Annotated in this window: 24 protein-coding genes; 17 read left to right on the top strand and 7 right to left on the bottom strand. The window is 67.0% G+C overall.

The genetic code is table 11. The annotated features are described in order from the left end of the window. Positions 1 to 171: 171 nt before the first annotated feature. Positions 172 to 1,158: a GlxA family transcriptional regulator gene (locus tag JOD97_RS07825; RefSeq protein WP_373999808.1), complete on the bottom strand. Its 987-nt coding sequence runs from the start codon at positions 1,156 to 1,158 to the stop codon at positions 172 to 174. 129 nt (positions 1,159 to 1,287) lie between these two features. On the opposite strand from JOD97_RS07825, the gene JOD97_RS07820 reads away from it, so the two are divergent. From JOD97_RS07820 to JOD97_RS07780, 9 genes are all read left to right on the top strand, one after another. Then, the gene (locus tag JOD97_RS07820; RefSeq protein ID WP_209714916.1) at positions 1,288 to 2,394 is read left to right on the top strand and encodes an S-(hydroxymethyl)glutathione dehydrogenase/class III alcohol dehydrogenase; all 1,107 of its coding nucleotides are present in this window, start codon (positions 1,288 to 1,290) and stop codon (positions 2,392 to 2,394) included. Between the two features lie 48 nt (positions 2,395 to 2,442). Beyond that, complete coding sequence (locus JOD97_RS07815; protein WP_209714913.1) at positions 2,443 to 3,168, top strand: transglycosylase domain-containing protein; 726 nt, start codon at positions 2,443 to 2,445, stop codon at positions 3,166 to 3,168. A gap of 133 nt (positions 3,169 to 3,301) precedes the next feature. Then, entirely contained in the window at positions 3,302 to 3,877 is a 576-nt protein-coding gene (locus JOD97_RS07810) for a TerD family protein (protein ID WP_209714910.1), read from the top strand. Positions 3,878 to 4,047: 170 nt separating this feature from the next. Then, a complete protein-coding gene (locus tag JOD97_RS07805; RefSeq protein ID WP_209714907.1) occupies positions 4,048 to 5,079 on the top strand; it encodes an ATP-grasp domain-containing protein in 1,032 nt (343 codons plus the stop codon). Beyond that, positions 5,076 to 6,254, top strand: coding sequence for a phosphoribosyltransferase domain-containing protein (locus JOD97_RS07800; protein ID WP_209714905.1), 1,179 nt, complete (start codon positions 5,076 to 5,078; stop codon positions 6,252 to 6,254). The genes JOD97_RS07805 and JOD97_RS07800 overlap by 4 nt, the downstream gene beginning before the upstream one ends. After that, positions 6,232 to 6,984: an HAD family hydrolase gene (locus JOD97_RS07795; protein WP_209714902.1), complete on the top strand. Its 753-nt coding sequence runs from the start codon at positions 6,232 to 6,234 to the stop codon at positions 6,982 to 6,984. The genes JOD97_RS07800 and JOD97_RS07795 overlap by 23 nt, the downstream gene beginning before the upstream one ends. After that, entirely contained in the window at positions 6,981 to 8,075 is a 1,095-nt protein-coding gene (locus JOD97_RS07790) for a cysteine protease StiP family protein (RefSeq protein WP_209714900.1), read from the top strand. The genes JOD97_RS07795 and JOD97_RS07790 overlap by 4 nt, the downstream gene beginning before the upstream one ends. Then, positions 8,068 to 8,985: an HpcH/HpaI aldolase/citrate lyase family protein gene (locus tag JOD97_RS07785; RefSeq protein WP_209714897.1), complete on the top strand. Its 918-nt coding sequence runs from the start codon at positions 8,068 to 8,070 to the stop codon at positions 8,983 to 8,985. Before JOD97_RS07790 ends, JOD97_RS07785 begins: the two co-directional genes overlap by 8 nt. 5 nt (positions 8,986 to 8,990) lie before the next feature. Beyond that, positions 8,991 to 10,196 carry a TerD family protein gene (locus JOD97_RS07780; RefSeq protein ID WP_209714893.1) on the top strand — a complete coding sequence of 402 codons (1,206 nt, stop codon included), beginning with the start codon at positions 8,991 to 8,993 and terminating at the stop codon, positions 10,194 to 10,196. A 149-nt stretch (positions 10,197 to 10,345) separates the two neighbouring features. Here the strand turns inward: JOD97_RS07780 and JOD97_RS07775 are convergent, their stop codons facing one another. After that, on the bottom strand, positions 10,346 to 11,479 hold the full coding sequence (locus tag JOD97_RS07775) for a DSD1 family PLP-dependent enzyme (protein ID WP_209714890.1): 1,134 nt from the start codon (positions 11,477 to 11,479) through the stop codon (positions 10,346 to 10,348). Between the two features lie 96 nt (positions 11,480 to 11,575). Here JOD97_RS07775 and JOD97_RS07770 point away from each other — a divergent pair, with 96 nt between their 5' ends. Then, positions 11,576 to 12,487 (top strand): LysR family transcriptional regulator, encoded by a 912-nt coding sequence (locus JOD97_RS07770; protein WP_209714887.1) that lies wholly within the window; start codon positions 11,576 to 11,578, stop codon positions 12,485 to 12,487. Between the two features lie 111 nt (positions 12,488 to 12,598). Here the strand turns inward: JOD97_RS07770 and JOD97_RS07765 are convergent, their stop codons facing one another. Both JOD97_RS07765 and JOD97_RS07760 read right to left on the bottom strand, forming a co-directional pair. Further along, positions 12,599 to 13,117: a hemerythrin domain-containing protein gene (locus tag JOD97_RS07765; RefSeq protein WP_209714884.1), complete on the bottom strand. Its 519-nt coding sequence runs from the start codon at positions 13,115 to 13,117 to the stop codon at positions 12,599 to 12,601. Positions 13,118 to 13,148: 31 nt separating this feature from the next. Beyond that, complete coding sequence (locus JOD97_RS07760) at positions 13,149 to 13,334, bottom strand: hypothetical protein (RefSeq protein ID WP_209714881.1); 186 nt, start codon at positions 13,332 to 13,334, stop codon at positions 13,149 to 13,151. A gap of 237 nt (positions 13,335 to 13,571) precedes the next feature. Here JOD97_RS07760 and JOD97_RS07755 point away from each other — a divergent pair, with 237 nt between their 5' ends. The 7 genes from JOD97_RS07755 (at position 13,572) to JOD97_RS07725 (ending at position 22,536) form a co-directional block, all read left to right on the top strand. Continuing rightward, positions 13,572 to 15,602 (top strand): ATP-binding protein, encoded by a 2,031-nt coding sequence (locus JOD97_RS07755; RefSeq protein WP_209714878.1) that lies wholly within the window; start codon positions 13,572 to 13,574, stop codon positions 15,600 to 15,602. A 161-nt stretch (positions 15,603 to 15,763) separates the two neighbouring features. Next, on the top strand, positions 15,764 to 18,751 hold the full coding sequence (locus tag JOD97_RS07750) for a DUF4982 domain-containing protein (RefSeq protein ID WP_209714875.1): 2,988 nt from the start codon (positions 15,764 to 15,766) through the stop codon (positions 18,749 to 18,751). Positions 18,752 to 18,807: 56 nt separating this feature from the next. Next, the gene (locus JOD97_RS07745; RefSeq protein ID WP_209714872.1) at positions 18,808 to 19,689 is read left to right on the top strand and encodes an alpha/beta fold hydrolase; all 882 of its coding nucleotides are present in this window, start codon (positions 18,808 to 18,810) and stop codon (positions 19,687 to 19,689) included. Beyond that, positions 19,676 to 20,116 (top strand): MarR family winged helix-turn-helix transcriptional regulator, encoded by a 441-nt coding sequence (locus JOD97_RS07740; RefSeq protein ID WP_209714869.1) that lies wholly within the window; start codon positions 19,676 to 19,678, stop codon positions 20,114 to 20,116. Before JOD97_RS07745 ends, JOD97_RS07740 begins: the two co-directional genes overlap by 14 nt. A gap of 128 nt (positions 20,117 to 20,244) precedes the next feature. Continuing rightward, positions 20,245 to 20,922 carry a GntR family transcriptional regulator gene (locus JOD97_RS07735; RefSeq protein WP_308937227.1) on the top strand — a complete coding sequence of 226 codons (678 nt, stop codon included), beginning with the start codon at positions 20,245 to 20,247 and terminating at the stop codon, positions 20,920 to 20,922. Positions 20,923 to 20,966: 44 nt separating this feature from the next. Then, positions 20,967 to 21,590, top strand: coding sequence for a TetR/AcrR family transcriptional regulator (locus JOD97_RS07730; RefSeq protein ID WP_209714864.1), 624 nt, complete (start codon positions 20,967 to 20,969; stop codon positions 21,588 to 21,590). Positions 21,591 to 21,693: 103 nt separating this feature from the next. Then, positions 21,694 to 22,536, top strand: a complete 843-nt coding sequence (locus JOD97_RS07725; protein ID WP_209714861.1) for an oxidoreductase — start codon at positions 21,694 to 21,696, stop codon at positions 22,534 to 22,536. A 179-nt stretch (positions 22,537 to 22,715) separates the two neighbouring features. Here the strand turns inward: JOD97_RS07725 and JOD97_RS07720 are convergent, their stop codons facing one another. The 3 genes from JOD97_RS07720 to JOD97_RS07710 form a co-directional block, all read right to left on the bottom strand. Next, a complete protein-coding gene (locus tag JOD97_RS07720) occupies positions 22,716 to 23,561 on the bottom strand; it encodes a universal stress protein (RefSeq protein ID WP_209714858.1) in 846 nt (281 codons plus the stop codon). Positions 23,562 to 23,569: 8 nt separating this feature from the next. Continuing rightward, a complete protein-coding gene (locus JOD97_RS07715) occupies positions 23,570 to 24,223 on the bottom strand; it encodes a Crp/Fnr family transcriptional regulator (protein ID WP_209714855.1) in 654 nt (217 codons plus the stop codon). Positions 24,224 to 24,413: 190 nt separating this feature from the next. Next, positions 24,414 to 25,130 (bottom strand): succinate dehydrogenase iron-sulfur subunit, encoded by a 717-nt coding sequence (locus JOD97_RS07710; protein WP_229264224.1) that lies wholly within the window; start codon positions 25,128 to 25,130, stop codon positions 24,414 to 24,416. Positions 25,131 to 25,138: the final 8 nt, after the last annotated feature.

Genomic DNA, 25,138 nt, shown 5'->3' with positions numbered 1-25,138 from the left:
TCCGCCTAATCCGCCCTACGTGTCTCCGGGGCAAGCGGAGGACCGTCGCGGCGATCCGGGGCGCCAGGATTCACGAGGAAACACGTAGGGCGGATTAGCGCAGCGTAATCCGCCATGCATGCGCCGCCGGCGGCTCATCGATGGCGGATTACGGCGTTCGGGTAGCCGCTGTCACGGCGTGACGCCGGTTGTCGCGAACCGTTCGCGGTACAGCTTGGGCGTGATGCCCAGCTTTTTCTGGAACACCCGCCGCATATGCGCTTCGTCGCTGAAGCTGGCGCGCGCGGCCACCGTCTTGATCGGCAGCGCCAGATCGGCCAGCAATTGCGTGGCCCGCTCGAAGCGGCAGGCCTCGATGAACGCTTGCGTGCTCAAACCCACCTCCTGCTGGAACACGCGCGTGAAGTGCCGCTCGCTCATCATCGCCCGCTGCGCCAGCTGCGCGACCGACAGCTTTTCGTGCAGATTGTCCAGTATCCAGTTTTGAATGTCGCGGATGTTCGGCTTGGCGGTGCGCTCACTCAATAAATGCGCGCTGAACTGCGACTGCCCGCCCGGACGCTTCAGGTACACCACCATCTCGGTCGCCACCTCCAGCGCCAGGTCGCGGCCGAAATCCTCCTCCACCAGCGCCAGCGCCAGATCGATGCCGGCCGTTACGCCGGCCGAGGTCCACAAATTGTCGGAGCGGATGAAGATGGCGTCGGCTTCGACCAGGATCGACGGGAAATCGGCCTGCAAGCGGTCGGCCACGCTCCAGTGTGTCGTGGCGCGCTTGCCGTCCAGAACACCGGCCGCCGCCAGGAAGAACGCGCCCGAGCACAGCGACGCGAGCCGCTTGAGGCGGGGCGCCGACGCCGCCACCCAGTCGACAATGGCGGCGCCGTCGGCCAACGCCGCCTGGATGTGGCGCGCGCCGACGACGATGGCGTCGTCCGGCAAGGCCAGCGCGCTGAGCGCCTTGGTCGCCTGCAGCGCCATCAGCGTGTCGGAGCGCACCGTTCCAATCGCGGTGGCCGCGATGCGCACGTCGTAGCCGGGCGCGCGGCCACGCCGTTGCAGGTGCAGGTTGGCATACTCGAACACCGACATCGGTCCGATCGCTTCCATCGCCTTGAAGCCGGGATAGACAACGATGTCGACGGTTCTTGTGCTCACTGTGGGTCCTTAAAATCCGGTCATTATGGCATCATTTCCGGCCATTCTCATCCGTCGCGGCGCGCTTCGCCCGGCGCGGCCGGCACAATGGCGGGTTCCAACATTGTGTCTTACGACGGGAACCACTCCATGAAAACCAAAGCTGCCATCGCGTGGCGCGCCGGCGCGCCGCTGACCATTGAAGAAGTCGACCTGCAAGGCCCCAAGGCCGGCGAGGTGTTGATCGAGCTGAAGGCCACCGGCATTTGCCACACCGATTACTACACCCTGTCGGGCGCCGATCCGGAGGGCATCTTCCCCGCCATCCTCGGCCACGAGGGCGCCGGCATCGTCGTCGATGTCGGCCCCGGCGTCAAGACCTTGAAAAAAGACGACCACGTGATTCCGCTGTACACGCCGGAATGCCGCGAGTGCAAGTTCTGCCTGTCGCGCAAAACCAATCTGTGCCAGGCGATCCGCTCGACCCAGGGCCGGGGCCTGATGCCGGACGCCACCAGCCGCTTTTCGCTGGACGGCAAGCCGCTGTTCCACTACATGGGCACGTCGACCTTTTCCAACTACATCGTGGTGCCGGAAATCGCGCTGGCCAAGATCCGCGAGGACGCGCCGTTCGACAAGGTCTGCTACATCGGTTGCGGCGTGACCACCGGCGTCGGCGCGGTGTTGTTCTCGGCCAAGGTGGAGGCGGGCGCCAACGTCGTCGTGTTCGGCCTCGGCGGCATCGGCCTGAACGTGATCCAGGCCGCGCGCATGGTCGGCGCCGACAAGATCATCGGCGTCGACATCAATCCGGCGCGCCAGGAGATGGCGCGCAAGTTCGGCATGACGCATTTCATCAATCCGAAGGAGGTCGAGAACGTCGTCGACGCCATCGTGCAGATCACCGACGGCGGCGCCGACTACAGTTTCGAGTGCGTCGGCAACACCACCACGATGCGCCAGGCGCTCGAGTGCACGCACAAGGGCTGGGGCAAGTCGTTCATCATCGGCGTGGCCGCCGCCGGGCAGGAAATCTCGACCCGGCCGTTCCAGCTGGTGACGGGGCGCGAATGGCGCGGCTCGGCGTTCGGCGGCGCGCGCGGCCGCACCGACGTGCCGAAGATCGTCGACTGGTATATGGAGGGCAAGCTCAATATCGACGACCTGATCACCCACCGCTTGCCGCTGGAGCGCATCAATGAAGGCTTCGATTTGATGAAGAGCGGAGAGTCGATCCGGTCGGTGGTGTTGTATTGATGCTCTGAGAGGGTTTGATGTGGCAGCGGCCTGTACCGCAGCGTAGAATTGGCATCTTTCTCTCTCGACAAGGATGTCATGCTGATGCGTTTTGCAGGCAAGACCGTGCTGGTGCTGTTGCTGCTGGTGGCCGCCTATCTCGGGCTGGTCGCCGTCTGGGCGTCGTCATCGTTCCGCGCCGTCATGGAGGCGGCGCCCGAGCCGCCGCGCATGCCGTTGTCGTCCCGGCAGATGACGATCTTGCTCAAGGTCGAGGACCCGACCTTTTTCCAGCACTCCGGGCTCAGCGTGGCCAGCGGGCAGGGCAAGGCGACTATCACATCGGCAGTCGCGCGCGATCTGTATTTTTCCGAGCGGCCGCTGCCCGGCGTCTCCGGGGTGCTGCAACGCTTTTACAGCCGGGTGTTTGACTGCTGCAAAAAGGTCGACCTCGGCCGCGATGTGCTGGCATTGGTGTTGAACGCCAAGCTGCCCAAGCGCGAGCAGTTGGCCTTGTATGTGGCCGAGGTCTACATGGGCAGCAATGACGGCAAGCAAATCACCGGCTTGCCGATGGCGGCCGAGACTTATCTGGGCAAGCCGCTGGACGAGGCCAGCGAGGACGAATTCATCGGCCTGGTGGCGATGATCAAGGCGCCCAATCAATATCATCCCGTGACGCACCCGGCCGAACTGGCCGAGCGGGTGGCGCGGATCCAGTCATTGCTGGCGGGAAAATGCAAACCGGACGGCTGGTTCGACACGGATTATCCCTCCTGTAGCCACTCGTCATAGAAAGATTCTATTCAGGCAGTATTGATTTTCGCGCAAATGTCGCCACATACTTTGGGATGAAATTTAAAGGTGTCCGCCGGCAGTGTGCCGATGGGCCAGTGTTGATTCTCGGAACTTTAAACAGGAGACCAGTATGGCGATCAGTTTGCAAAAAGGCGGTAACGTCAACCTCAGCAAAGAAGCACCCGGCCTGACCAAGGTCGTGATCGGCCTGGGCTGGGACCCACGCGCCACCGACGGCGCCGAATTCGACCTCGACGGCAGCGCCTTCATGCTCAAGGCCGACGGCAAAGTGCGCGGCGATAACGACTTCATCTTCTACAACAACCTCAAGTCGAGCGACGGTTCGGTGGTCCACAACGGCGACAACCGGACCGGCGCCGGCGAGGGCGACGACGAGACCCTGACCGTCGACCTGAGCCGTGTGCCGGCCGAAATCGACCGCGTGTCGTTTTGCGTGACCATCCACGAGGCCGAGGCCCGCAAGCAGAACTTCGGCATGGTCGGCAAGGCCTTCATCCGCTGCCTGAACGCCAACGGCAATGCCGAACTGACCCGCTACGACCTGTCCGAAGATAGCTCCGTGGAAACGGCGATGATCTTCGGCGAACTCTATCGCGCCGGCGCCGAGTGGAAATTCCGGGCCGTGGGCCAGGGCTTCAAAGGCGGGCTCGGTCCGCTGGCGCGCTCGTTCGGCGTCAACGCTTAACACCTAGTAATAGTTTCGACTCGGCGCCAGTCGCGCGCCGAACGTGCAAACCGGGAGGCCGTCGTCTCCCGGTTTGCACGTGCGCGCACTTTTCATCATTGATCACACGAGGACGGCATGAGCATTTATCCGAGCGCGGGACCACACCCCGTTTTGGCCGAGGAGCCGTTATGACCCGTGTTTGGCGCATTTGGTATAACAGCGCGTTTTCGTCCATCGCCACCGTGATCAGGCTGGTCCGCGAGGCCGACGCGGACGGCCGCTTCCATACCATTTACACGCACGCGCACGCCCATTCGCCGGCGGCCGGCGCCGCGCACGCGTTCCACGTCGAGCCGACCGGGCTGGCGGCGTCCGACTATGTCGACTGGTGCCTGGCGTTTTGCCGCGAGCACAAGGTCGACGTCTTCGTGCCGTCCAAGCACGCGGCGGCGCTGAGCGCGGCGCGCGGGCGTTTCCTGGAACACGGCGTGCGCGTACTCAGCGCCGCCGCGCCGGACAAGCTCGAGCTCATCGACGACAAGGCCGCCTTCTACGCGACCGTCAAACTGCCGCTGGCGCCGCCGCCGGAATTCCGCGTCTTCAGCGACATCGGCCAATTCGACGCCGCCCACGCCGAGTTGCGCGCGCGGCACGAGACGCTGTGCGTCAAGCCGGCGCGCTCGGTCTACGGCCTTGGCTTCAGCGTGCTCGACGAGGAACGCAGCAGCGCCGCGCTGTTGCTGGCCGGGTCCAGCTACCGCATCGGCCTGGGCGACTTGCGCCGTGGCCTGGCCGAGCTGGAGCGGTTCCGCACGATGCTGCTGATGGAATATCTTGGCGGCCACGAATACAGCGTCGATTGCGTCGGCGCCGACGGCCACTTGGTCGCCGCAGTGGCGCGCAAGAAGCTGCCCCAGCCCGGCCACGGCCAGTTGATCGACATGCGCGCCGACATCATCGCCTCGTGCGAACAGCTGGCGGCCGATTTCGGCCTGAGCGGCATGTTCAACGTACAGTTCCGCGAGGGCCGCGACGGCCTGCGCCTGCTGGAAATCAACGCCCGCGCCTCGGGCGGCATCGGCATGGCCTGCCTGGCCGGACCGAACCTGCCGTATCTGGCGTTGTGCGCGTTCATTGACGGGCACCAGGGGCTGGCCCCGGCGCCGGTGCGCGACGGGCTGCGCGTCGGCGAGCTGGGCACGGCCGTGGAGCTGCCATGAACGGGCCGTCGCCATGCCCCGGCGCGGTCGAGGTGGAGCTGCCGACCGGCACTTTGCAGCTGCGCGTGACCGACAGCGCATTCGCCCCCGACAGCCTGCTCGGGTTCGCCGCGCGCGACAACGCCAAGCGCGGCTTCCTGTTCCTGAGCAAGGTGCTGGGCAAGCACTGGCCGGTAACGCCGCAACGCATGGCCGAGATCCACGAGCACTTGGCCGCCGGCATGCCGGAGCTGCCGGGACCGGTGGTGTTCATCTCGATGGCCGAAACCGGCATCGGCCTGGGCCAGGGCATGTTCGAGGCGTGGCAACGCGCCCATCCGGAGCAGCCGGCGCTGTTCCTGCACACCACCCGCTACCGGGTCGGCCGGGAGCCGCTGATCGAATTCGAGGAGGCGCACAGCCACGCGCCGCGCCAGTTCCTGCATTGGCCGGCCGACCCTGCGCAGCGCGCGCTGTTCGCCGGCATGCGCTCGCTGGTGCTGGTCGACGACGAGGCCAGCACCGGCAATACCTTCCTCAATCTGCTGAACGCCTGCCGCCAGGTGCAACCGACCCTTGAGCACCTGCACTTGGCGGTGATCACCAACTTCATGGGCGAAGAGGGCGCCGCATCGCTGGCGGGCCGCTGCGCCGTGCCGATGACCTTGGGCGCGTGTTTGCATGGCAGCTATCGTTTCACGCCGGGCATGGTCGCATCCGGCGCGGCGCCGGCCCAGCGTTTCGACGCCGACGCCGAGCGCGGCGCCAGCGCGGCGTTCGGCCGCCGTGGCCTGACCGGGCCGCTGCGCCTGCCGCCGGCCTTCGTGGCGGGACTGGCGGCCGGTATCGGCATCGGCCAGAAAGTGCTGGTGGTGGGCACGGGCGAATTCATGCATGCGGCCTATGTGCTGGGCGCCGGGCTGGCGCGCGGCGGCGTCGAGGTGGCGGTGCAGTCGACCACGCGCTCGCCGATCCGCCGCTGGGGCGCGGTCGCGCACGCGCTGGACTTCGCCGACAACTACGGCGAAGGCATCCCCAATTTCCTGTACAACGTCCACCCCGGCCAGTACGACCATGTGTTCATCTGCCACGAGACGCCGCCCGGCGCCGCGTTGTTCGAGCTGGCCGCGCTGCTCAAGGCGCGTCTGTTCCATTTTATGAGTGAGGCCCTGATTGAAGAAATTCCTGTTCGCTGACCTGGACGACACGCTGTTCCAATCGCTGGAAAAATGCGGCGGCCGCGACGACCTGCAAGCGGCCGCCGTGCTCAAGGATGGCGTCGCCTGTTCGTTCACCACCGCCGGCCAGCGCGCGCTGTTCGAGTTCATGGACGACGGCATGACGGTCATCCCGGCGACGGCGCGCAACCAGGACGCCTTTAGCCGCGTCAAGCTGAACTTCAACAGCTACGCGGTGATCAACTACGGCGGGGTGGTGCTGCTGCCCGACGGCAGCGCCGACCGCGCCTGGCTCGAGCGCATGCGCCCGTTGATGCTGGCGGCGCAGGCCGGCCTGGCCGAGCTGGCCGGCCTGATCGACGCCTTTGTGGCCGGCGCCGGCCAGCGCGGGCGCTGCCGCGTGATCGAGGATTTTTCGATTCCGTTCTACCTGGTCTTCAAGGACGCCGACAAAGTTGCCGAGCGGCTGGAACCGATCGAGCGCGAGGTGGTGCGTCCGTGGCTGGAGACGCGCGGCCACGATTACTTCATCCACCGCAACGGCAACAACCTGGCCGTGCTGCCCAACGCGCTCAACAAATCGCACGCGGTGGCCTACGTCACCGAGCGCCTGCGCGCCGAGCATGGCCCGTTGCTGACCTTCGGCATCGGCGACAGCCGCTCGGACGCGCGCTTCATGGCCGCCTGCGACTACGCCATCATCCCGCGCGGCACGCAACTGGCGGCCATCGCCCTGGAGCCGCTATGAATTTCAGCGGCAGCTACCACGGCGACGACGTGCGCTTCCTGCTCAAGCCGCTGGCGCTGGCGTCGTTTGTCGACGTGCCCGACAAGGAGCGCCTGATCCAGTCGGGACGGCGCCATTACAGCGAGATGCTGTCGCGCGAGTCGCTGCCGTCGGCGCGCTATCTGGACGTGTTCGGCCAGGCCTGCGCCGCCAACCTGGAGCGCATGGCGCGCGACTGCGTGACCCTGGCCGGCCTGATCGCGCGCCGCCGCGCCGGCGCCATCACGCTGGTGTCGCTGGCGCGCGCCGGCACGCCGGTCGGGGTGGTGCTCAAGCGCCTGCTCGGCGGCGTGCTCGGGCGCGACGTGGCGCACTATTCGCTGTCCATCATCCGCGACCGCGGCATCGACCGGGTCGCGCTGGAATATATCCTGGCGCAGGGCCACGCGCCGGAGTCGATCGTGTTCGTCGACGGCTGGACTGGCAAAGGCGTTATCGCCGCCGAGCTGCACGCCAGTGTGGCGGCCTTCAACGCCGCCCATGGTTGTGACATCGACAGCGGCCTGTACGTGCTGTCCGACCTGGCCGGCGTGGCCGCGTGCGCCGCCGCCCACGACGATTATCTGATACCGTCGAGCATATTGAACGCCACCGTGTCCGGCCTGGTGAGCCGCTCGATCCTCAACGACGCCATCGGCCCGGACGATTTCCACGGCTGCGTGTACTACGCCGAGTTCGAGCCGCAGGACCAGTCGCGCGCCTTCGCCGACCGCCTGGTCGCGCTGGCGCAAAAATGGGCGGAGAATGGTGGCGCCGACGTTGCCGCGACAGACGCCGCGCGCGCGACGGCGGCGCGGGTATCGCGCGATTATATGGAGGCGGCCATGCAACGGCATGGCATCGCCGACCGCAACCTGATCAAACCCGGCCTGGGCGAGGCGACGCGCGTGCTGTTGCGGCGCACGCCGGACCGGTTGATCGTGCGCGACGCGGCCAGCGCCGACGTCGCCCATTTGCTGGTGCTGGCGCGTGAAAAAGACGTGCCGGTGCATCTGGATTCCGAGCTGCCTTACCAGGCGGTTTCCATCATCAGGAGTATCGCCGATGGTTAAGACACTAGGGGCTTCGCTGTACGTGCCGGCCACCCACAAATATCTGATGGATGTCGCCAGCGGCACCCGCCTGGCTCACGTGCGCTCATTGATCATGTGCACCGAGGACGCGGTGGCCGACCGTGAGCTCAGCTACGCCTTGTTCAACCTGTCGCTGGTGCTGGCCAACATGCCGGCGGCCGGCCCGGCCGAGCGCTTCGTACGCGTGCGCAACCTGGACGTGATGGCGCGTGTGCTGGCCATGCCCGGCGCCGACAAGCTGACCGGTTTCGTCATCCCCAAGGCGACCCAGTACAACCTGCCGATCTACTGCAACCTGGTGCGCGACACCGCGCACGTGCTGATGCCGACCCTGGAGACGGCCGAGGTGTTCTACGACGCCGAGATGCACGCGCTGCGCCATTTGATCAGCTCGCCCGGCATCCGCGAGCGGGTGGCGGCGCTGCGCATCGGCGGCAACGATTTGCTGGCGCTGCTGGGCTTGCGCCGGCCGCGCAACATGACGATCTACCGCACTCCGCTGGGGCCGGTGATCGGGCGCCTGGTGACAACCTTCCGCCCGCACGGCTTCGCGCTGACGGCGCCGGTGTTCGAGCATCTGGACCTGCCGGAGTTGCTGGCAGAGGAGGTCAACGAAGACCTGGCGCACGGCATGGTCGGCAAGACGGCGATCCATCCGAGCCAGATCACGCCGATCGAAAGCCATTACCGCGTCTCGGCCAGCGACCTGGAGGAGGCCTCCGCCATCCTGCGGCCGGACAGCCCGGCGGTGTTCGCCATGAACCAGTCGATGTGCGAAGTGGCCACCCACCGCGCCTGGGCCGAGAGCACGCTCGAGCGCTCGCGCCTGTTCGGCTCCCATCCGGAGCAGGCGGCGCCCGTGCTGACGAGTCAAACCATTTTGAGGTGATTCAAATGAAACAATTTTCGCGTGGACAGAAAAGCAAACTGGACGACCTGGGCTGCGGCCAGTCGTTCAACGTCGAGGTCGACCTGCGGATCGCCGGCGCCAGCGCCGACGTCTCCTGCTTCGGGCTCGACAGCGCCGACCGCTTGTCGGACGACCGCTACATGGTGTTCTACAACCAGCTGGCCAGCCCGGGCGACGCCGTTCGTCTGACGCTGGCCGGCGAGCGCGCCAGCTTCGCCGTCAATCTGGCGGCGCTGCCGGCGACGATCTCCAAGCTGGTGTTCACCGCCGCGCTGGACGGCGGCGCCATCATGCGCGCGCTCAGCCAGGGCAGCGTGACCTTGGGCGGCGTGGCGCAGTTCGCGCTGGCCGGGGCCGATTTCCAGGAGGAGAAGGCGGTCATTCTCGCCGAGCTGTATCGCAAGGATGGCTTGTGGCGCTTCGGCGCGGTGGGGCAGGGCTTCAACGGCGGGATGTCGGCGTTGCTGGCGCATTTTGGCGGCAGCGAGGTGGCCGCTCCCGCGCCGGCGCCTGCGCCTGCGCCGCAGGCCAGGGTGTCGCTGTCGAAGGTGACGCTGGAGAAGCGCGGCGATAAGATCTCGCTGGAGAAATCGGCGTCGCGCGGTTTCGGCCGCATCCACGTCAACCTGAACTGGAACCGCTCGGCGGCCGTCGCGCCGGCCGAGAAGGGCGGCTTCCTGGCCAAGCTGACCGGCGGCGCGCGCGCGTCCAAGGGGCTCGATCTGGACCTGGCCTGCATGTACGAGCTGACCAGCGGCAGCAAGGGCGTGGTGCAGGCGCTGGGCAATAGCTTCGGCGACTTCAACAGCCGGCCCTACATCCAGCTGGCCGCCGACGACCGCACCGGCGCCAGCGTCGACGGCGAGAACCTGACCATCAACGGCCAGCATTTCGACGAGATCAAGCGGGCGCTTATTTTCGCGTTCATTTACGAGGGCGCGCCCAACTGGGCCTCCACCGATGGCGTGGTCACCGTCAACGTACCGGACCAGCCGCCGATCGAGGTGCGGCTGGACCAGGGCGCCAGCCAGCGCATGTGCGCGATCGCCATGATCGAGAATGTCGGCGGCAAGCTGCAGGTCACCAAGCTGGTCGACTACATCGTGCCCGAGGGCGGCAAGAGCATGCACGAGGTCATGGACCGCAAGTACAACTTCGGCATGAAGTGGGTGGCGGGCAGCAAGAGCTGATCACGTGGGATCACGTGGAGACACGTAGGGCGGATTAGCGTAGCGTAATCCGCCATGCATGCGTCGCGGCGGCGCATGCATTGGCGGATTACGGCGTTCCGCCTAATCCGCCCTACGTGTTTCCGTGGTTCCCAGTCCGCCCCGTGCCGCTACCAGCCATTCAGGCGCGGCCAGCTTTCGATGCTGCCATCGTCGCCCAGCGCCTGGTACTCGGCATACTGCGCGCCGGTGGCGCAGGCGTGGTTCGGCAGAATCCGTAACTGCGTACCGATCGGAAAACGCTCGGCAATATCGCCATCGACGCCATCGCGCAACGACAGGATGCCGTGCTCCTGATTCGCGCCGCTGAGCACATAGCCGGCGATCGGCACGCCATCGACATCGCACACCTGGCCGTAGCCGAAATCCTGCTTCTGCTTTTGCGTGCCCCGGTCGCGGCTCATCGCCATCCAGCCGGCGTCGACGATGGCCCAGCCCTTCTCATCCTGATGCCCGATGACGGTCGTCAGCACGCTCAGCGCGATCTCGTCCATCGCGCACACGCCGATGTTGTGCATCACCAGATCGAAGAACACGTACACGCCGGCGCGCACCTCGGTCACGCCTTCGAACGAGCGCGCCGACAGCGCGGTGGGCGTCGAACCGACGCTGACCGCCGCGCACGGCAGACCCGCGCCGCGCAGCCGTTCGGCCGCGTCGACGCAGGCCTTGCGCTCCTGCTCGGCCATGGCGATCAGCTGTTCCGGGACGTCGAGCTCGTAGCTGGCGCCGGCGTGCGTCATCACGCCGCCCAGCAGCATGCCGCCCTCATGCAACAGACGGCCGACGTCGAGCAGCACGTCGCGGTCGGGCTTGATGCCGGAGCGGTGGTCGTCGCTGTCGATCTCGATCCACACCTCGAAGCGCATGTCGTTTTCCGCGCCGAAGCGCACGATGGTCTCGGCCGAGGCCAGGCTGTCGGTGATGATCTTCAGGTTGCAGCCGCGGCGGCGCAAGGCCATCGCTTGCGGCAGCTTGCTGCCCACCATGCCGACGGCGTACAGTATATCGGTGATGCCGGTCTCGAAAAAGCGCTCCGCCTCCAGCAACGTGGACACCGTGATGCCGCAGGCGCCGGCGGCCAGTTGCATGGCCGTCACAGGCTCGCTCTTGCTGGTTTTGATATGCGGACGGAAGTGGACGTGCATGGTGTTCATCCTGCTTTGCATGCGTGCGATATTGCGTTGCATGCGCGGGACGTCGATGATTGCCGCAGGCGTGTTCAGACCGGTAAGCGCCGACATATTTTCTCCTTGGTGAATGAAATCGTGCGCTTAATGTAAGGCCTGGGCGTCAATCCGTGTTTAAATAGAAGATAATAAAAGCCTAAGCAAAATTGAATGATCAAGATCGAAGACCTGCGCTTGATGGCGACCCTGGCGCGCAGCGAGTCGTTGAGCGAGGCGGCCCGGGCGCTGAACGTGACGCCGTCCGCGTTATCGATGCGCCTGCGCGCGCTGGAGCGGGAACTGGGGTTGTCGCTGGCGATGCGCACCGCGCGCATGCTGACCTTGAGCGCCGACGGCGAGCTGCTGGCGCAGGAGGCAACCGCGCTGTTGGCGCGTCTGGAGCAATTGCCGGAGCTGTTCGACCGCGGCGCCCAGAGCGTGAAGGGCAAGCTGCGGGTGGCCGCGCCGTTCGGCTACGGGCGCCAGCGCATCGCGCCGCTGATCGTGCGGCTGGCGCGGCGGTATCCCGATCTCAACGTTCAACTGGATTTGCGCGAGACGCCGTGGCCGGAGCGCGCCGAGGCCGACATCGTGTTCCACATCGGCAGCGTGCGCGATTCGTCGTGGGTGGCGCGCACCATCGCCGACAACCAGCGCTGGGTGTGCGCCAGTCCCGCCTATCTGCAGCAGCACGGCGCGCCCAGCACGCCGCGCGACCTGCTCAACCATGCGTGCATCTGCATCCGCGAAAACGACGAGGATGTCACGCTGTGGCATTTCAGGACGGACAAGGGCGGGGTGGAGGCACGCTGGGGCGCGCGCGAGTCGATCCGCATCCATCCGGCGATGCAAAGCAACGACGGCGGCACCGCGCGCTACTGGGCCGAGCAGGGGCTGGGCCTGGTGCTGCGTTCGCAATGGGATGTGGAGGAGGTGGTGCGCCAGGGCAAACTGGTGAGGGTGCTGCAGCCGTGGCAGTTCGATGCCGCGCCGATACTGATACTGGTACAGTCGAGCAAAAATATGCCGTCCAGGGTGAGGACGGCGTTCGATTTCTTTGTCGAGGCGTTGCGTGTCGAATAGCAATGAAACGTAGGGCGGATTAGCGCCGTAATCGGCCATGCATGCGTCGCCGACGACTCATACATGGCCGATTACGCTGCGCTAATGCGCCCTACGTGATTCAGATACCGCTTAGTGCGGCAACGACGGCATCGGCAACTCCACCTCTTCCTTGCGCGCGGCAATGGCCTCGCCCAGCGCCGCCAGGTCCAGCTTGGCTTTGCGCGCCTTCGGGAACATTTCCTTTTCCTCTTCCTCGACGTGGTGCTCGATCTGTTCCGACAGCACCTTGACCTTGGCGTCGTACAAGTCGTCGCCCGGTTCCATCTCCAGGATTTGCGCGATCAGGTCCTTCGCCGAGGCGTGCTCGACCGTTGCCTCATCGACCAGATCCTCGTTGTCGCCGTTGGCTTCGCGCACGGCCGGATAGAAGATCTCTTCCTCGGCGGTCGCGTGCTTGGTCAGCTCCAGGCAGATCTGCGTGGCCAGTTTCTTCTTGCTGGCGGTCGAACGATCGCTCAGGTTCTCGTATTTTTCAAACAGTTCCTTGACGTTCCTGTGATCCTGCGTGAGCAGTTCGATGGCGTCGATGGAAGCTGCGTCTTGCGGCGCGCGCGGCGCCTTGCCCTTGGCGGTGGTGGTGGTGGTCATGTCGGTTGCCTCGTATCGGTAAGTGTGGGGATTATTTCGACTTCGAGCCGGAAGAAGACTTGCCGGCCGAGCCCGCGCCAGCCGTTGCCTTGTTGCCGGAGGTGGCGGACTGGCTGTTGCCCTTGCCGCTGCCGCCGTTGCCGGAGCTCTTAGCGGTGCCGGTTTCTTCCAGTTTGCTGTTGCCGCCGTTTTTGCCGCCTTGTGTTGGTTTGCTCATCATAATCTCCTGTATGTCGGTCGGATGTTGGTAACCTGAAGTTAGCAATGGAAAAGCTTTGCCGTGGAAATATAGTAGACGCGCGCTCTGCCGTCGGCTGTAGGAGCGCCCCTTGTGTCCGTGTAGGCCGGATTGCCCATCAGACTGCCGGGGGCGAATGCTACAATCTTGGTTACTTTTTATTCACTATGCGGACGCGCCGTGTGGGCCCGCACCGCCATTCCTTACAGAAATCGCATGACGTTCGAGACCTCCCTGATAGTGCAGTTCCTGCCGTTCGCGATAACGGTGCTCGACGCCACGCCGGACTTCGTTATCCGCCACGCGTCGGACGAGTACCTGGCGGCGACCCGGTCGCGGCGTGCCGACCTCATCGACCGGCCGCTGTTCGATGCCTTCCCGGCGGCGACGGCCGACGCCGACGGGCCGGCGCGGCTGCGCGCGTCGCTGGAACAGGTGATTGCCACCGGGCGCGCGCACGCGATGGAGGTGCAGCGCTACGACGTGCCCGACCGGGACGGCGACGGCTTCATCGTCAAGTACTGGCTGCCCACCAATATCCCGGTGCCGGGCGAGGACGGCGCGGTGCGCTTCATCTTGCACCGCCTGTTTGATCTGACGGCCATCGTGGCCAGCGAGGACGGCGCGGGCGCGGGCGACCAGCCGGCGCACCTGACGCGCTCGCTTCAGGAGTTGCGGCAACTGGCCGAGCTGGTGCGCGAGGGCGAGGGCCGGCGCCGCAACGCCGAGGCGCGCGCCACCGAGGCCGGCGAACGCCTCGAGCTGGCCGTCGCCGCCGGCGAGCTGGGCACGTTTTACTGCCCCATGCCGATGGGCAAGATTTTCTGGAACGACAAGTGCAAGGAGCATTTTTTCGTGCCCGAGGACGCCGAGATCGACTTCGACCTGTTCTACAGCCGCATCCACCCCGACGACCGCGAGCGCACCCGCGCCGCCGTCGACGCCAGCGTCGAGAACAAGAAGGGCTACGACGTCGAATACCGCGTCGTCGCGCCGGACGGGCGCGAGCGCTGGCTGCGCGCCAAGGGCCGCACCTATTTCGACCGCGACGGCGCGCCGACGCGCTTCGACGGCATCACCATCGACATCAGCGACACCAAGCGGGTCGAAGCCGAGTTGGCGCGCAGCAACCAGCAGAAGGACGACTTCCTGGCGATGCTGGCGCACGAACTGCGCAATCCGCTGGCGCCGATCACCGCCGCCGCCGACCTGCTGGCGCTGGCGCCGCCGGAGCCGGCCCGCATCGCCCGCATGAGCGAGGTGCTGTCGCGCCAGGCGCGGCACATGTCGGGCATGCTGGACGACCTGCTCGACGTCTCGCGCGTGACGCGCGGCATGGTCGAGCTGAACAAGGAGGTACTCGATTGCAAGCAGGTGGTCGCCGCCGCGCTCGAGCAGGTGCAGCCGTTGATCGAGGCGCGCGGCCACAAGGTGCGCACGCAGATCACCCACGAGCCGGCCCGGGTGCTGGGCGACGAAAAGCGGCTGGTGCAGATGCTGGCCAACCTGCTGAACAACGCCGCCAAGTACACGCCGGCCAGGGGCGCGATCGAGCTGGCGCTGCGCATCGACGGCGACGAGATCGTCGTCACCGTGGCCGACAACGGCATCGGCATCGCGGCCGATTTGCTGCCGCATGTGTTCGAACTGTTCGTGCAGGGCGCGCGCACGCCGGACCGCGCGCAGGGCGGACTGGGGCTGGGGCTGGCGCTGGTCAAGAGCATGGTCGAGCTGCACGACGGACGCGCCGCCGCCAGCAGTGGCGGCGTTGGCGCCGGCAGCGTGTTCGAGGTGCGCTTGCCGCGCCACCGGGCCGCCGCCGCGGACGACGGCGCTGCGGATGTGGCCGCGCCGGGGCTGGGAAAGGCGCTGCGCATCGTGGTCGTCGACGACAACGCCGACGCCGCGTGGACGCTGGCCACGTGCCTGCGGGCGGTCGGCCACAGCGTCGAGGAGATGACCGACCCGCGCACGGCGCTCGCCATTGCTGCGGAGGAGGTGCCGGACGTGTTCCTGCTCGATATCGGCATGCCGGGGATCGACGGCTACGAGCTGGCGCGCCGGCTGCGCGCGCAGCCGCACACGGCGCCGGCGCGGCTGATCGCCGTCACCGGCTACGGCAACCCGGAGGAGCAGGCCGCCGGGCACGCCAATTTCGACCATTACCTGGTCAAGCCGGTCAATTTTGAAAAGTTGACGCGGCTGTTAAGCGACCTCGCCGAAAGCCCGGCCGAAAATGTCTCCTGATATCACGTAGGGCGGATTAGCGCGCAGCGCGTAATCCGCCATCTACGAGCCGCCAGCAACGCAAACCCCACCAATCACATTGATGATCAAAGCACCCACCGTGCTTACGCGCCAGAACTAAAATGCTAATATTTCAGTGCATGCCACCACTGAAAGCGTATATGCCCAATCGACGTTTCCCGGCCCCGACCCTGCCGGCGTTCCTGATCACCTGCTGCATCGCGCTGCCTTTCCCCGCCGTGGCCGAACGCCTGACCTACAACTTCAACCCCGACTGGCGCCTGGCCGTCGCCGACCCTGCCGACGCCGCGCAGGCAAGCTTCGACGACCAAAACTGGAAGCGCGTGACCCTGCCGCGCGCATGGAACGAGGACGACGCCTTCGCCAAGGACATCGTCGACCAGTCGACCGGCGTGGCCTGGTACCGCAAACGCTTCACGTTGCCGGCGGCCGCGCGCGGGCGCAAGGTGTTCCTGGAGTTCGAGGGCGCGCGCCAGGCGGCCGAGGTGTACGTCAACGGCAAGCGCATGGGCTTGCACGAAAACGGCATCAACGCCTTCGGTTTCGACATCGGCGCCGCGCTGGTCGACGGAGAAAACACGGTGGCCGTACGCACCGATAACAGCTGGGACTACCGCGAGAAGGCGACCGGCCAGCGCTATCAATGGTCGGACAAGAACTTCAACGCCAACTACGGCGGCCTGTCGAAGAACGTGCGCCTGCATGTGACGGACAAGCTGTATCAGACCTTGCCGCTGTATTCGACGCTGGGCACCACCGGCGTCTACGTCTACGCGCGCGACTTCGACATCCCCGGCCGCCGCGCCACCGTGAGCGCCGAATCGCAGGTGCGCAACGAATACGACCGGCCGCGCACCTTCACCTACGAGGTGCAAATCATGGACCGCGACGGCAAGCGGGTGGTCGCGTTCTCCTCGCCCGCGCAAACGGTGGCGCCGGGGGCGACGGCGGTCGTCAAGGCCAGCGCTCCCGTGAAGAACCTGCACTTCTGGAGCTGGGGCTACGGCTATCTGTACGACGTCGCCACCATCCTCAAGGTCGACGGCAAGCCGATGGACCGGGTGGTCACGCGCACCGGGTTCCGCAAGACCGCCTTCGCCGACGGCATGGTCAGGCTGAACGACCGCGTCATCCAGATGAAGGGCTACGCGCAGCGCACGTCCAACGAGTGGCCGGCGATTGGCCTGTCTGTGCCGGCCTGGTTGAGCGACTACAGCAACGGCCTGGCGCTGGCCAGCAACGCCAACCTGATACGCTGGATGCATATCACGCCGTGGAAGCAGGACGTCGAATCGCTCGATCGGCTTGGCCTGATGCAGGCGCTGCCGGCGGGCGACTCGGAGGCCGACGTCACCGGCCGGCGCTGGGAACAGCGCATCGAGGCGATGCGCGACGCCATCGTCTACAACCGCAACAGCCCGAGCGTGATCTTCTACGAAAGCGGCAACCGTGGCGTCAGCGAGCCGCACATGGTGGAGATGAAGGCGCTGCGCGACCAGTTCGATCCGCACGGCGGACGCGCCTCCGGCAGCCGCGAGATGCTCAGCGCGCGCCTGCAGCAGGTGGCCGAATACGGCGGCGAGATGCTGTACGTGAACAAGAGCGCGCGCATCCCGATGTGGGCGATGGAGTATTCGCGCGACGAGGGCGCGCGCAAGTTCTGGGACGAGCTGACGCCGCCGTTCCACAAGGACGGCGACGGTCCGCCGCACAAGGGGCAGGACGCCAGCGTCTACAACCGCAACCAGGACACGCACGCGATCGAGAACGTCAAGCGCTGGTACGACTACTGGCGCGAGCGGCCCGGCACCGGCACGCGGGTGTCGTCCGGCGGCGTCAATATCATTTTCTCGGACAGTAACACCCACCACCGCGGCGCCGAGAATTACCGCCGCAGCGGCGAGGTCGATGCGATGCGCATCCCCAAGGACGGCTTCTACGCGCACCAAGTGATGTGGGACGGTTGGGTCGATGTCGAAAAGCCGCGCGCCCACATCGTCGGCCACTGGAACTACCAGCCCGGCACCACCAAGACGGTGACGGTGATCTCCAGCGCGGAGAAGGTGGAGCTGCGCTTGAACGGCAAGCCGCTGGGGCAGGGCCGCCAGAGCGAGCGCTTTCTGTTCACGTTCGACGATGTGGCGTGGCAGCCCGGCGAGCTGAAAGCGGTCGGCTTCGACGCCGCCGGCAAGCAGGTGTGCGAGGCGGTGCTGGCGACGGCGGGCACGCCGGCCGCGCTCAAACTGACGCCGGTCGTGTCGCCGTCCGGCCTGCGGGCCGACGGCGCCGACCTGGCGCTGGTGCAGGTGGAGGTGGTCGACGCCCAAGGCCGGCGCAATCCGGTGGCGCTGGATACGGTCACCTTCGACGTCGACGGGCCGGCCGAATGGCGCGGCGGCATCGCGCAGGGGCCGGACAACCACGTGCTGGCCAGGACGCTGCCGGTCGAGGGAGGCGTCAACCGGGTGCTGCTGCGCAGCGCCACGCGGGCCGGCAGGATCGTCGTGCGGGCCAGCGCCCCCGGCCTGGCGGGCGCGGTGTTGACGCTCGACGCGCTGCCCGCCCCGCAGGCGAACGGCTTGTCGACGCGCCTGCCCGGCGCGGACCTGCCGGTATATCTGGAGCGCGGGCCGACGCCGGCCACGCCGTCGTACAAGGTGACGCGGGTGGCGGTGCTGCCGGCGTCGGTGGAGGCGGGCAGCAACGCCGCCGACGCCGCCAATTCCTACGATGACGACGAAACCACCAAATGGGTCAGCAAGCCGGGCGAGGGCGCGCCGGCCATCACCTACCGGCTGGCGCAACCGGCCACGCTGACCGAGATCGCGCTCAAACTGTCCGGCTGGCGCGAACGCAGCTATCCGCTGAAGATTTCGGTCGACGGGGAAGTGGTCTTTTCCGGCATGACGCCGAAAAGCCTGGGCTACGTGACCTTGCCGCTGGCGCCGCGCCGGGGCAGCGCCGTCAAGGTGGAGCTGAACGGCGTGGCCGAGGAGGGCAACGCCGTCAAGATGACCGAGGTGGCCAACCAGGCGATCGTCGACACCGGCGCCAACACCACTCCCAAGGGCGTGCTGTCGATCGTCGAGATCGAGTTTTACCAGGCCGCCGCGTCGGCGCCCTATTGACATCGCGGCCCGGGTGCTTTAATTTAGTTAACACGTTAACTAAATCCGAGGCAGCCTTGGAACATCTGAACATTCCAGCCGTCGATGGCACCGCCATCGGGGCCTGCTTGTGGACGGCCGGGCAGGCGAGGGCGGTGGTCCTGCTGCATCCGGCCACCGCCGTCAGCCAGACCTTCTACCACGCGTTCGCCACCTATCTGTGCGGGCGGGGATTGCACGTGCTGACCTACGACTATCGCGGCATCGGCCGTTCGCGACCGCGCGATCTGCGCGACACCAAGGTCTCGATGGCGGACTGGATGGAGGACGACGTGGGCGCGGTCACGCGTTGGGCGGCCGCGCGCTTTCCCGGCCTGCCGTTGCTGGCGGTCGGCCACAGCGTCGGTGGCCACGCGATTTTGCTGGCGTCGTCGACGTCGGTCCTGCGCGCCGGCGTGCTGATCGCCGCGCACGCCGGCGTGACGCGCACCATCCGTGGCGCGGCCGAGCGCCTGCGGGTCTGGTGCGTGCTGCGCGTGCTCGGCCCCTTGCTGTGCGGCGTGTTCGGCTACATGCCCGGCAGGCGCATCGGGCTGGGCGAGGACTTGCCGGCCGGCGTGATGCGCCAATGGAGCCGCTGGACCACCCTGCCGCGCTATTTTTACGATGATCCGGCGCTGCACGCCGCGCAGAGGGCGGCGCGGGTCGCCATGCCGCTGCTGGTGCTGGGACTGGACGACGATCCCTGGGCCAATCCGACCGCCATCGCGCTGCTGCTGGCGCCCGCCGTCAACGCGGCCGTCGAACGGCGCCAGATCGCCCCGCGCGAGGTTGGGCTGGCCGCCATCGGCCATATGGGGTTTTTCCGCAAACGCCACGCCGAGGTCCTGTGGCCCGGCGTCGGCGACTGGCTGCTCGGTCACTGCACCGAACGGGAGGCGGCGCATGAAGCAGGGTAAGGCGCCGCCGCGCTTCGTCTGGCTGCTCAGCCGCGCGCAACGGGCCGTGCACCGCTGGATCGAAACCCGGCCGCAGGCGTGGGACGGTATCAGTCCGGCGCAGGTGGGGTTGCTGTTTTTCCTGCGCTCGCGTCCCGCCGCCAGCATCGGCGACATCGCCGCGGCGACCGAGGTGGCGCCGGCCGCCGTCACCAATCTGTCCAAGCGCATGCAGGCGCTCGGGCTGGTCGAACGGGCCGGCGACGAACACGATGCCCGCGTCACGCGCCTGCGCCTGACCGACGCCGGCGCCCAGGCCGGCGCGCAGGCGCAGCAGGTGCTGGCGCAGCTCAACGGACAGCTGACGGACGGCTTCACCGAGGCCGAACTGGCGGTGGTGGCGCGCTGGCTGGAGCGGGCCGCCAGCCTGGCGCCGGCCGGGGAGTGAGGCGCGGCCGGCCGAGCCGGATTGGCGGTGGTGGTGCCGGGCCGGTGATGCTGATATGTTAATATATGAGCCCTACCACGTAGCCCATTCCCCCTATGGCTTTGCAACCGACGCCGGGCGCTTTTTCGTTGGATCGCTCGCGTAACGCCACCGCGCAAGTGTTTGAACACCTGCGCGAAAAGATCGTCACCAATGTGCTGGCGCCGGGCACCGTGCTGGCGCGGCAGCAACTGGCCGACTACTTCAAGCTGTCCACCACGCCGATCCGCGACGCGCTGCTGCGCCTGGAGGAGGAGCGGCTGGTGGATATCTATCCCCAGCACCTGACGCGCGTGAGCGCGATCGACCTGGCCTCGGCGCGCCAGGCGCACGTGCTGCGGCTGTCGGTGGAGCTGGAGACGGCGCACCAGCTGTGCCAGCGCCGCCCGCCGACGCTGGACGGCGCGCTGGCCGACCTGCTGGCGCGCCAGCGCATGGCGCTCGAGCGGGACGACCTGGAAAGCTTCGCGCGCGCCGACCTGGAGTTCCACCAGACGCTGTACACGGCGGCCGACGTGGTCGATTTGTGGCACCTGGTGCGCCGCTTGAGCGGCAATCTGGACCGCCTGCGGCGTCTGCATCTCCCCCTCAACAGTAAAGCCCGGCGGATACTCGACGACCACGGCGAGATCGCCGCCGCCATCGCCGCCGGCGCCTCCGAGCGGGCGCGCGACGCGGTGCGCCGCCACCTGTCCGGCACCTTGTCGGAGCTCGACGCGTTGCGCGAGAAATACCCGGATTTCGTGTTGCCCCCGGCCAGCGGTTGACGGGCAAAAATACGGCTGGCTGGCGCTTTGCGTAAAAATGGTATATGATGACCATCATGCAGAAGAAAACCACAGCCAAGACGCCACAGCTTCGCGCCACGCAGAGCCGCAAGGAGGCTTCGCACGAGCGCATCGTGGAGGTGGCCGCGCGGGCGATACGCCGCAGCGGCTACGACGGCACCGGCGTGGCCGACATCATGAAGGAAGCCGGATTGACGCACGGCGGTTTCTACGCCCACTTCGCCTCGCGCGAGGCGCTGCTGGCGGAGGCGGCCGACCGCGCCCGCGCCGAGGCGCTGGGCTGGACGGCGCAGGTGGTCGACGCCGCGCCCGGCGCACAGGGGCTGGAGCGGTTGACGCAGGCCTATCTGTCGGATGAACACTTGAACGGCGCCGAGCGCGGTTGCGCGATCTCGGCGCTGGGCTCGGAGATGCACCGGCAGGCGCCGGAGGTGCGCCACGTGGCCACCCGCCACATCCAGGAGCTGATCGACCTGGTCGCGCGCCAGATACCGGAAGGGGGCGAGCGCAGCGCCCACGACGAGGCGATGGTGCGCATCAGCGCGATGGTCGGCACGCTGGTGCTGGCGCGCGCGGTGGACGACCCGGCGTTGTCGAAATCGCTGCGCGAAGCGGCGCTCAAGTATTTCGCCCCGGCGGACGGTTGATGACCGTCCGTTCGGGCCGGGCCGTCGCGGCCGTTTTTTTTAAATAAAAATATGACGATCGTCATATTATATTTTCGTAGCACCCACCATTAAAGGGAACAGCATGGACAAGAAGATTGCAATCGTAACCGGCGCGTCGTCGGGGATCGGCGAAGCAACGGCCGGGTTGCTGGCGCAAGCCGGCTATACGGTCTACGGCACCAGCCGCAAGGGGGCGTCGGCGGGGCGCGGCTTCGAGATGCTGGCGCTGGACGTCACCAGCGACGAATCGGTGGCGGCGCTGGTGGCCGAGGTGCTGCGCCGGCACGGGCGCATCGACCTGCTGGTCAACAACGCCGGTTTCGGCGTGGCGCCGGCGGCGGCGCAGGAAAGCTCGATGGAGCAGGCGCAGGCCATCTTCGACACCAACTTCTTCGGCACGGTGCGCATGACGCGCGCGGTGGTGCCGCACATGCGCCGGCAGGGCGCGGGACGCATCCTCAACATCAGTTCCATCCTGGGCCTGGTGGCGCTGCCTTACGCGGCGCTGTACTGTGCGACCAAGCACGCGGTCGAGGGCTACTCGGAGGCGTTGGACCAGGAGTTGCGTACGTTGGGCGTGCGGGTGTCGCTGATCGAACCGGCGTACGTCAAGACGCCGTTCGACGCCAACCAGCTGCAGGCCGACCAGCAGCTGCCGGAATACCGCGATGTGCGCGCCGCGCTGGCGCGCACGGTGAAGGAGGCGATGGATGGCGCGGACGGCCCGGACGTGGTGGCGCGGATGGTGCTCAAGGCCGCCGGCGACTGCCGGCCGAAGGTGCGCTACACGGCCGGCGCGCTGGCCGCGCGGCTGCGCATGCTGCGCCGGTTCGCGCCGGCCGCGCTGGTGGAGGCGGGCATCCGCAAGGATCTGAAGCTCGACGCGCAGCCGCCCGTCGCCGCGCCGGCCGCCGCCACCCTTTGACACTCCGGGGTCAGGTCCACCATTTCTACACGGGCTGATCGGTGGGGCGGGGTGGGCCGTTGGCGGCGCACGCATGGCGGATTACGGCTTCGCCTAATCCGCCCTACGTGATTCAGATCGGATTCACATTGGATTGATATCGGATTCCGATCGGATTTAGATGTCCGTCGCTTTCGTGGTCAGTGCGACATCAGCACCGGTAGCGTCATCGATTGCAGCACCGTGCGCGTGACGCCGCCCATCAGCACTTCGCGCCAGCGCATGTGGCCGTAGGCGCCCATGACCAGCAGGTCGGCGTCGATGTCGGCCGCCAGCGACAGCAGCGCGTTGCCCACGTCCAGCCCCGGCGGCGTGTCCTGCCGCAGCACGTCGACCTTGACGCCGTGGCGGGCCAGCAGCAGCGCGATGTCGGCGCCCGGCAGGTCGCCGTGCACGCCGTACTGCCGCTGCGGGTTGAACACGGCCAGCGTGACGCTGCCGGTGCGCCGCAGCAGCGGCAGCGCGTCGGTGAGGGCGCGCACGGCCGAGCGGCTGCCGTCCCAGGCCACCAGCGCGTGGCGGTCGATGCGGTCGAATTGGCCGGCGTACGGCACCACCAGCACCGGCCGCCCGCCCTGCAGCGCGGCGTATTCGGGCAGGTCGCTGGTGGCCCCCGTTTCGACATCGGCGGGGTCGTGCTGGCCGACCACCACCAGGTCGGCGTAGCGCGCCTGCAGCACGATGCCGTACTGCGCCGGGTCGTCGCCGAGGCGGCGCTCGATGGCGTCGACGCCGGCGCCGCGCGCGATCTTTTCAAAATTGTCCAGCGCGCGCCTGGCGCCGGCGCGGCACACTTCCAGCTCCTCGAGCGGCATCGGCGCGGCCATCATCATCGCATTGGCGACGTACAGCTCCGGCACGAAGCCGCTGGAGGCCGCGCCGATCAGGTAGGCCTGCTCGTCGAGGGCCAGGCGGGCGGCCAGTGCGACGCGGGCGTCGGCGCGGCTGGAACGGTCCACGTGGACCAGGATGGTTTTGTAAGACATGCTGCCTCCTAAGAAGAAATGGCGATCGCCTGCAATGCCTCGGCGTCGAGTAGTTCAATGCGACGGTTCTGGACTTCCAGCAGTCCGGCCGCGCGGAACTGCGTCAGTTGGCGGCTCACGCTTTCCAGCGCGAGACCGAGGTGGGACGCGATGTCGTCGCGCGACATGCGTAGTTCGAACGACGGCGCCGGCGGCGCGGGTGCCTGGTGGCTGGCGGCCAAGTCCAGCAGAAAGGCGGCCAGCCGCTGCGGCGCCCTGGCGTTGCCCAGCAGGAGCATGCTGCTCTGCTGGCGCGCCAGCTCGGTGCCGAACAGCGCGTGAAAACGCAGTAGCAGCGTGCTGCGCTGCTGTATCAGGCTGGTGAGCATCGAGTACGAGATCGCGCACACCGCGCTGTCGCACAGCGCGACGGCGTCGCAGAGATAGACGTGCGTCGCCAGCGCCTCCAGGCCCAGTAATTGCCCCGGCAGGTGGAAGCCCACCACCTGCGGCCGGCCGTCGGGCATCGGCCGTTCGGTTTTGATCTGGCCGCTTGCCACGATAAACAGATGTTCGAGCGGCATGCCGCGCTGGTAGAGGCGCTCGTGGCGCTTCAGGTGCTGGCGGCGCGTGACCGTGTGTTCGAAGCCGCGCAGGCCGGCGGGATCTAGCCCGGCCGGCAAACAGTGCTCGCGCGTGGCGCAGTCGCGGCAAGTGGATGGCGAGTCCGCGCTGGGTGGTTCGGAGCGTAATACGGCTGTGTTGGACGGCGACATGTGTAGGACCTGAGGCAAAGTATGGATAGCCTAGCAAGTCTTAACTGGAAAAAAATTGATCTGCGTCAAATTCCTCCCGGTTCGCTTGTCCACGCGCTCAAATCATGCGCCGCACCAGCAGGTCGCGGATGTCGCTGATCGCCGCCGCAGGATTGAGTCCCTTGGGACAGACGTCGGTGCAATTCATGATGGTGCGGCAGCGAAACAGGCGGTAGGCGTCGCTGAGGTCGTCGAGCCGCTGCGACGGCGTGCTGTCGCGGGTGTCGGCGATGAAGCGGTAGGCCTGCAGCAACCCGGCCGGGCCGACGAAACGGTCCGGATTCCACCAGAAGGTGGGGCAGGCGGTGCTGCAGCAGGCGCACAGGATGCATTCGTACAGGCCGTTGAGCTTGTCACGGTCTTGCGGCGACTGCAGGCGCTCGCGCTCGGGCGGCGGATCGTCGTTGACCAAATACGGCTTGATCGAGTGGTATTGCTTCCAGAATTCGCTCAGGTCGACGATCAGGTCGCGCACCACCGGCACGCCCGGCAGGGGGCGCAGCACGATCGGCTGGTCCAGCTCCGTGATCGCGGTCACGCAGGCCAGGCCGTTCTTGCCGTTGATGTTCATCGAGTCGGAACCGCACACGCCTTCGCGGCAGGAGCGCCGGAACGACAGGCTGTCGTCGATGTCGCCCTTGATGCGCATCAGCAGATCGAGCACCATGGTGCCCCGGTAGCCCGCCTCCACGGTGTAGTCCTGCATGCGCGGCGGTTCGCCGGTGTCCGGGTCGTAGCGGTAGATTTTCAGTCGCACGGGGCCGTTTTGGGGCATGGGGACTC

It is taken from the genome of Duganella sp. 1411 (assembly GCF_017833525.1).
In the GTDB taxonomy this organism is placed as follows: domain Bacteria; phylum Pseudomonadota; class Gammaproteobacteria; order Burkholderiales; family Burkholderiaceae_D; genus Rugamonas.
This window is presented reverse-complemented; position numbering and strand designations above follow the sequence as displayed.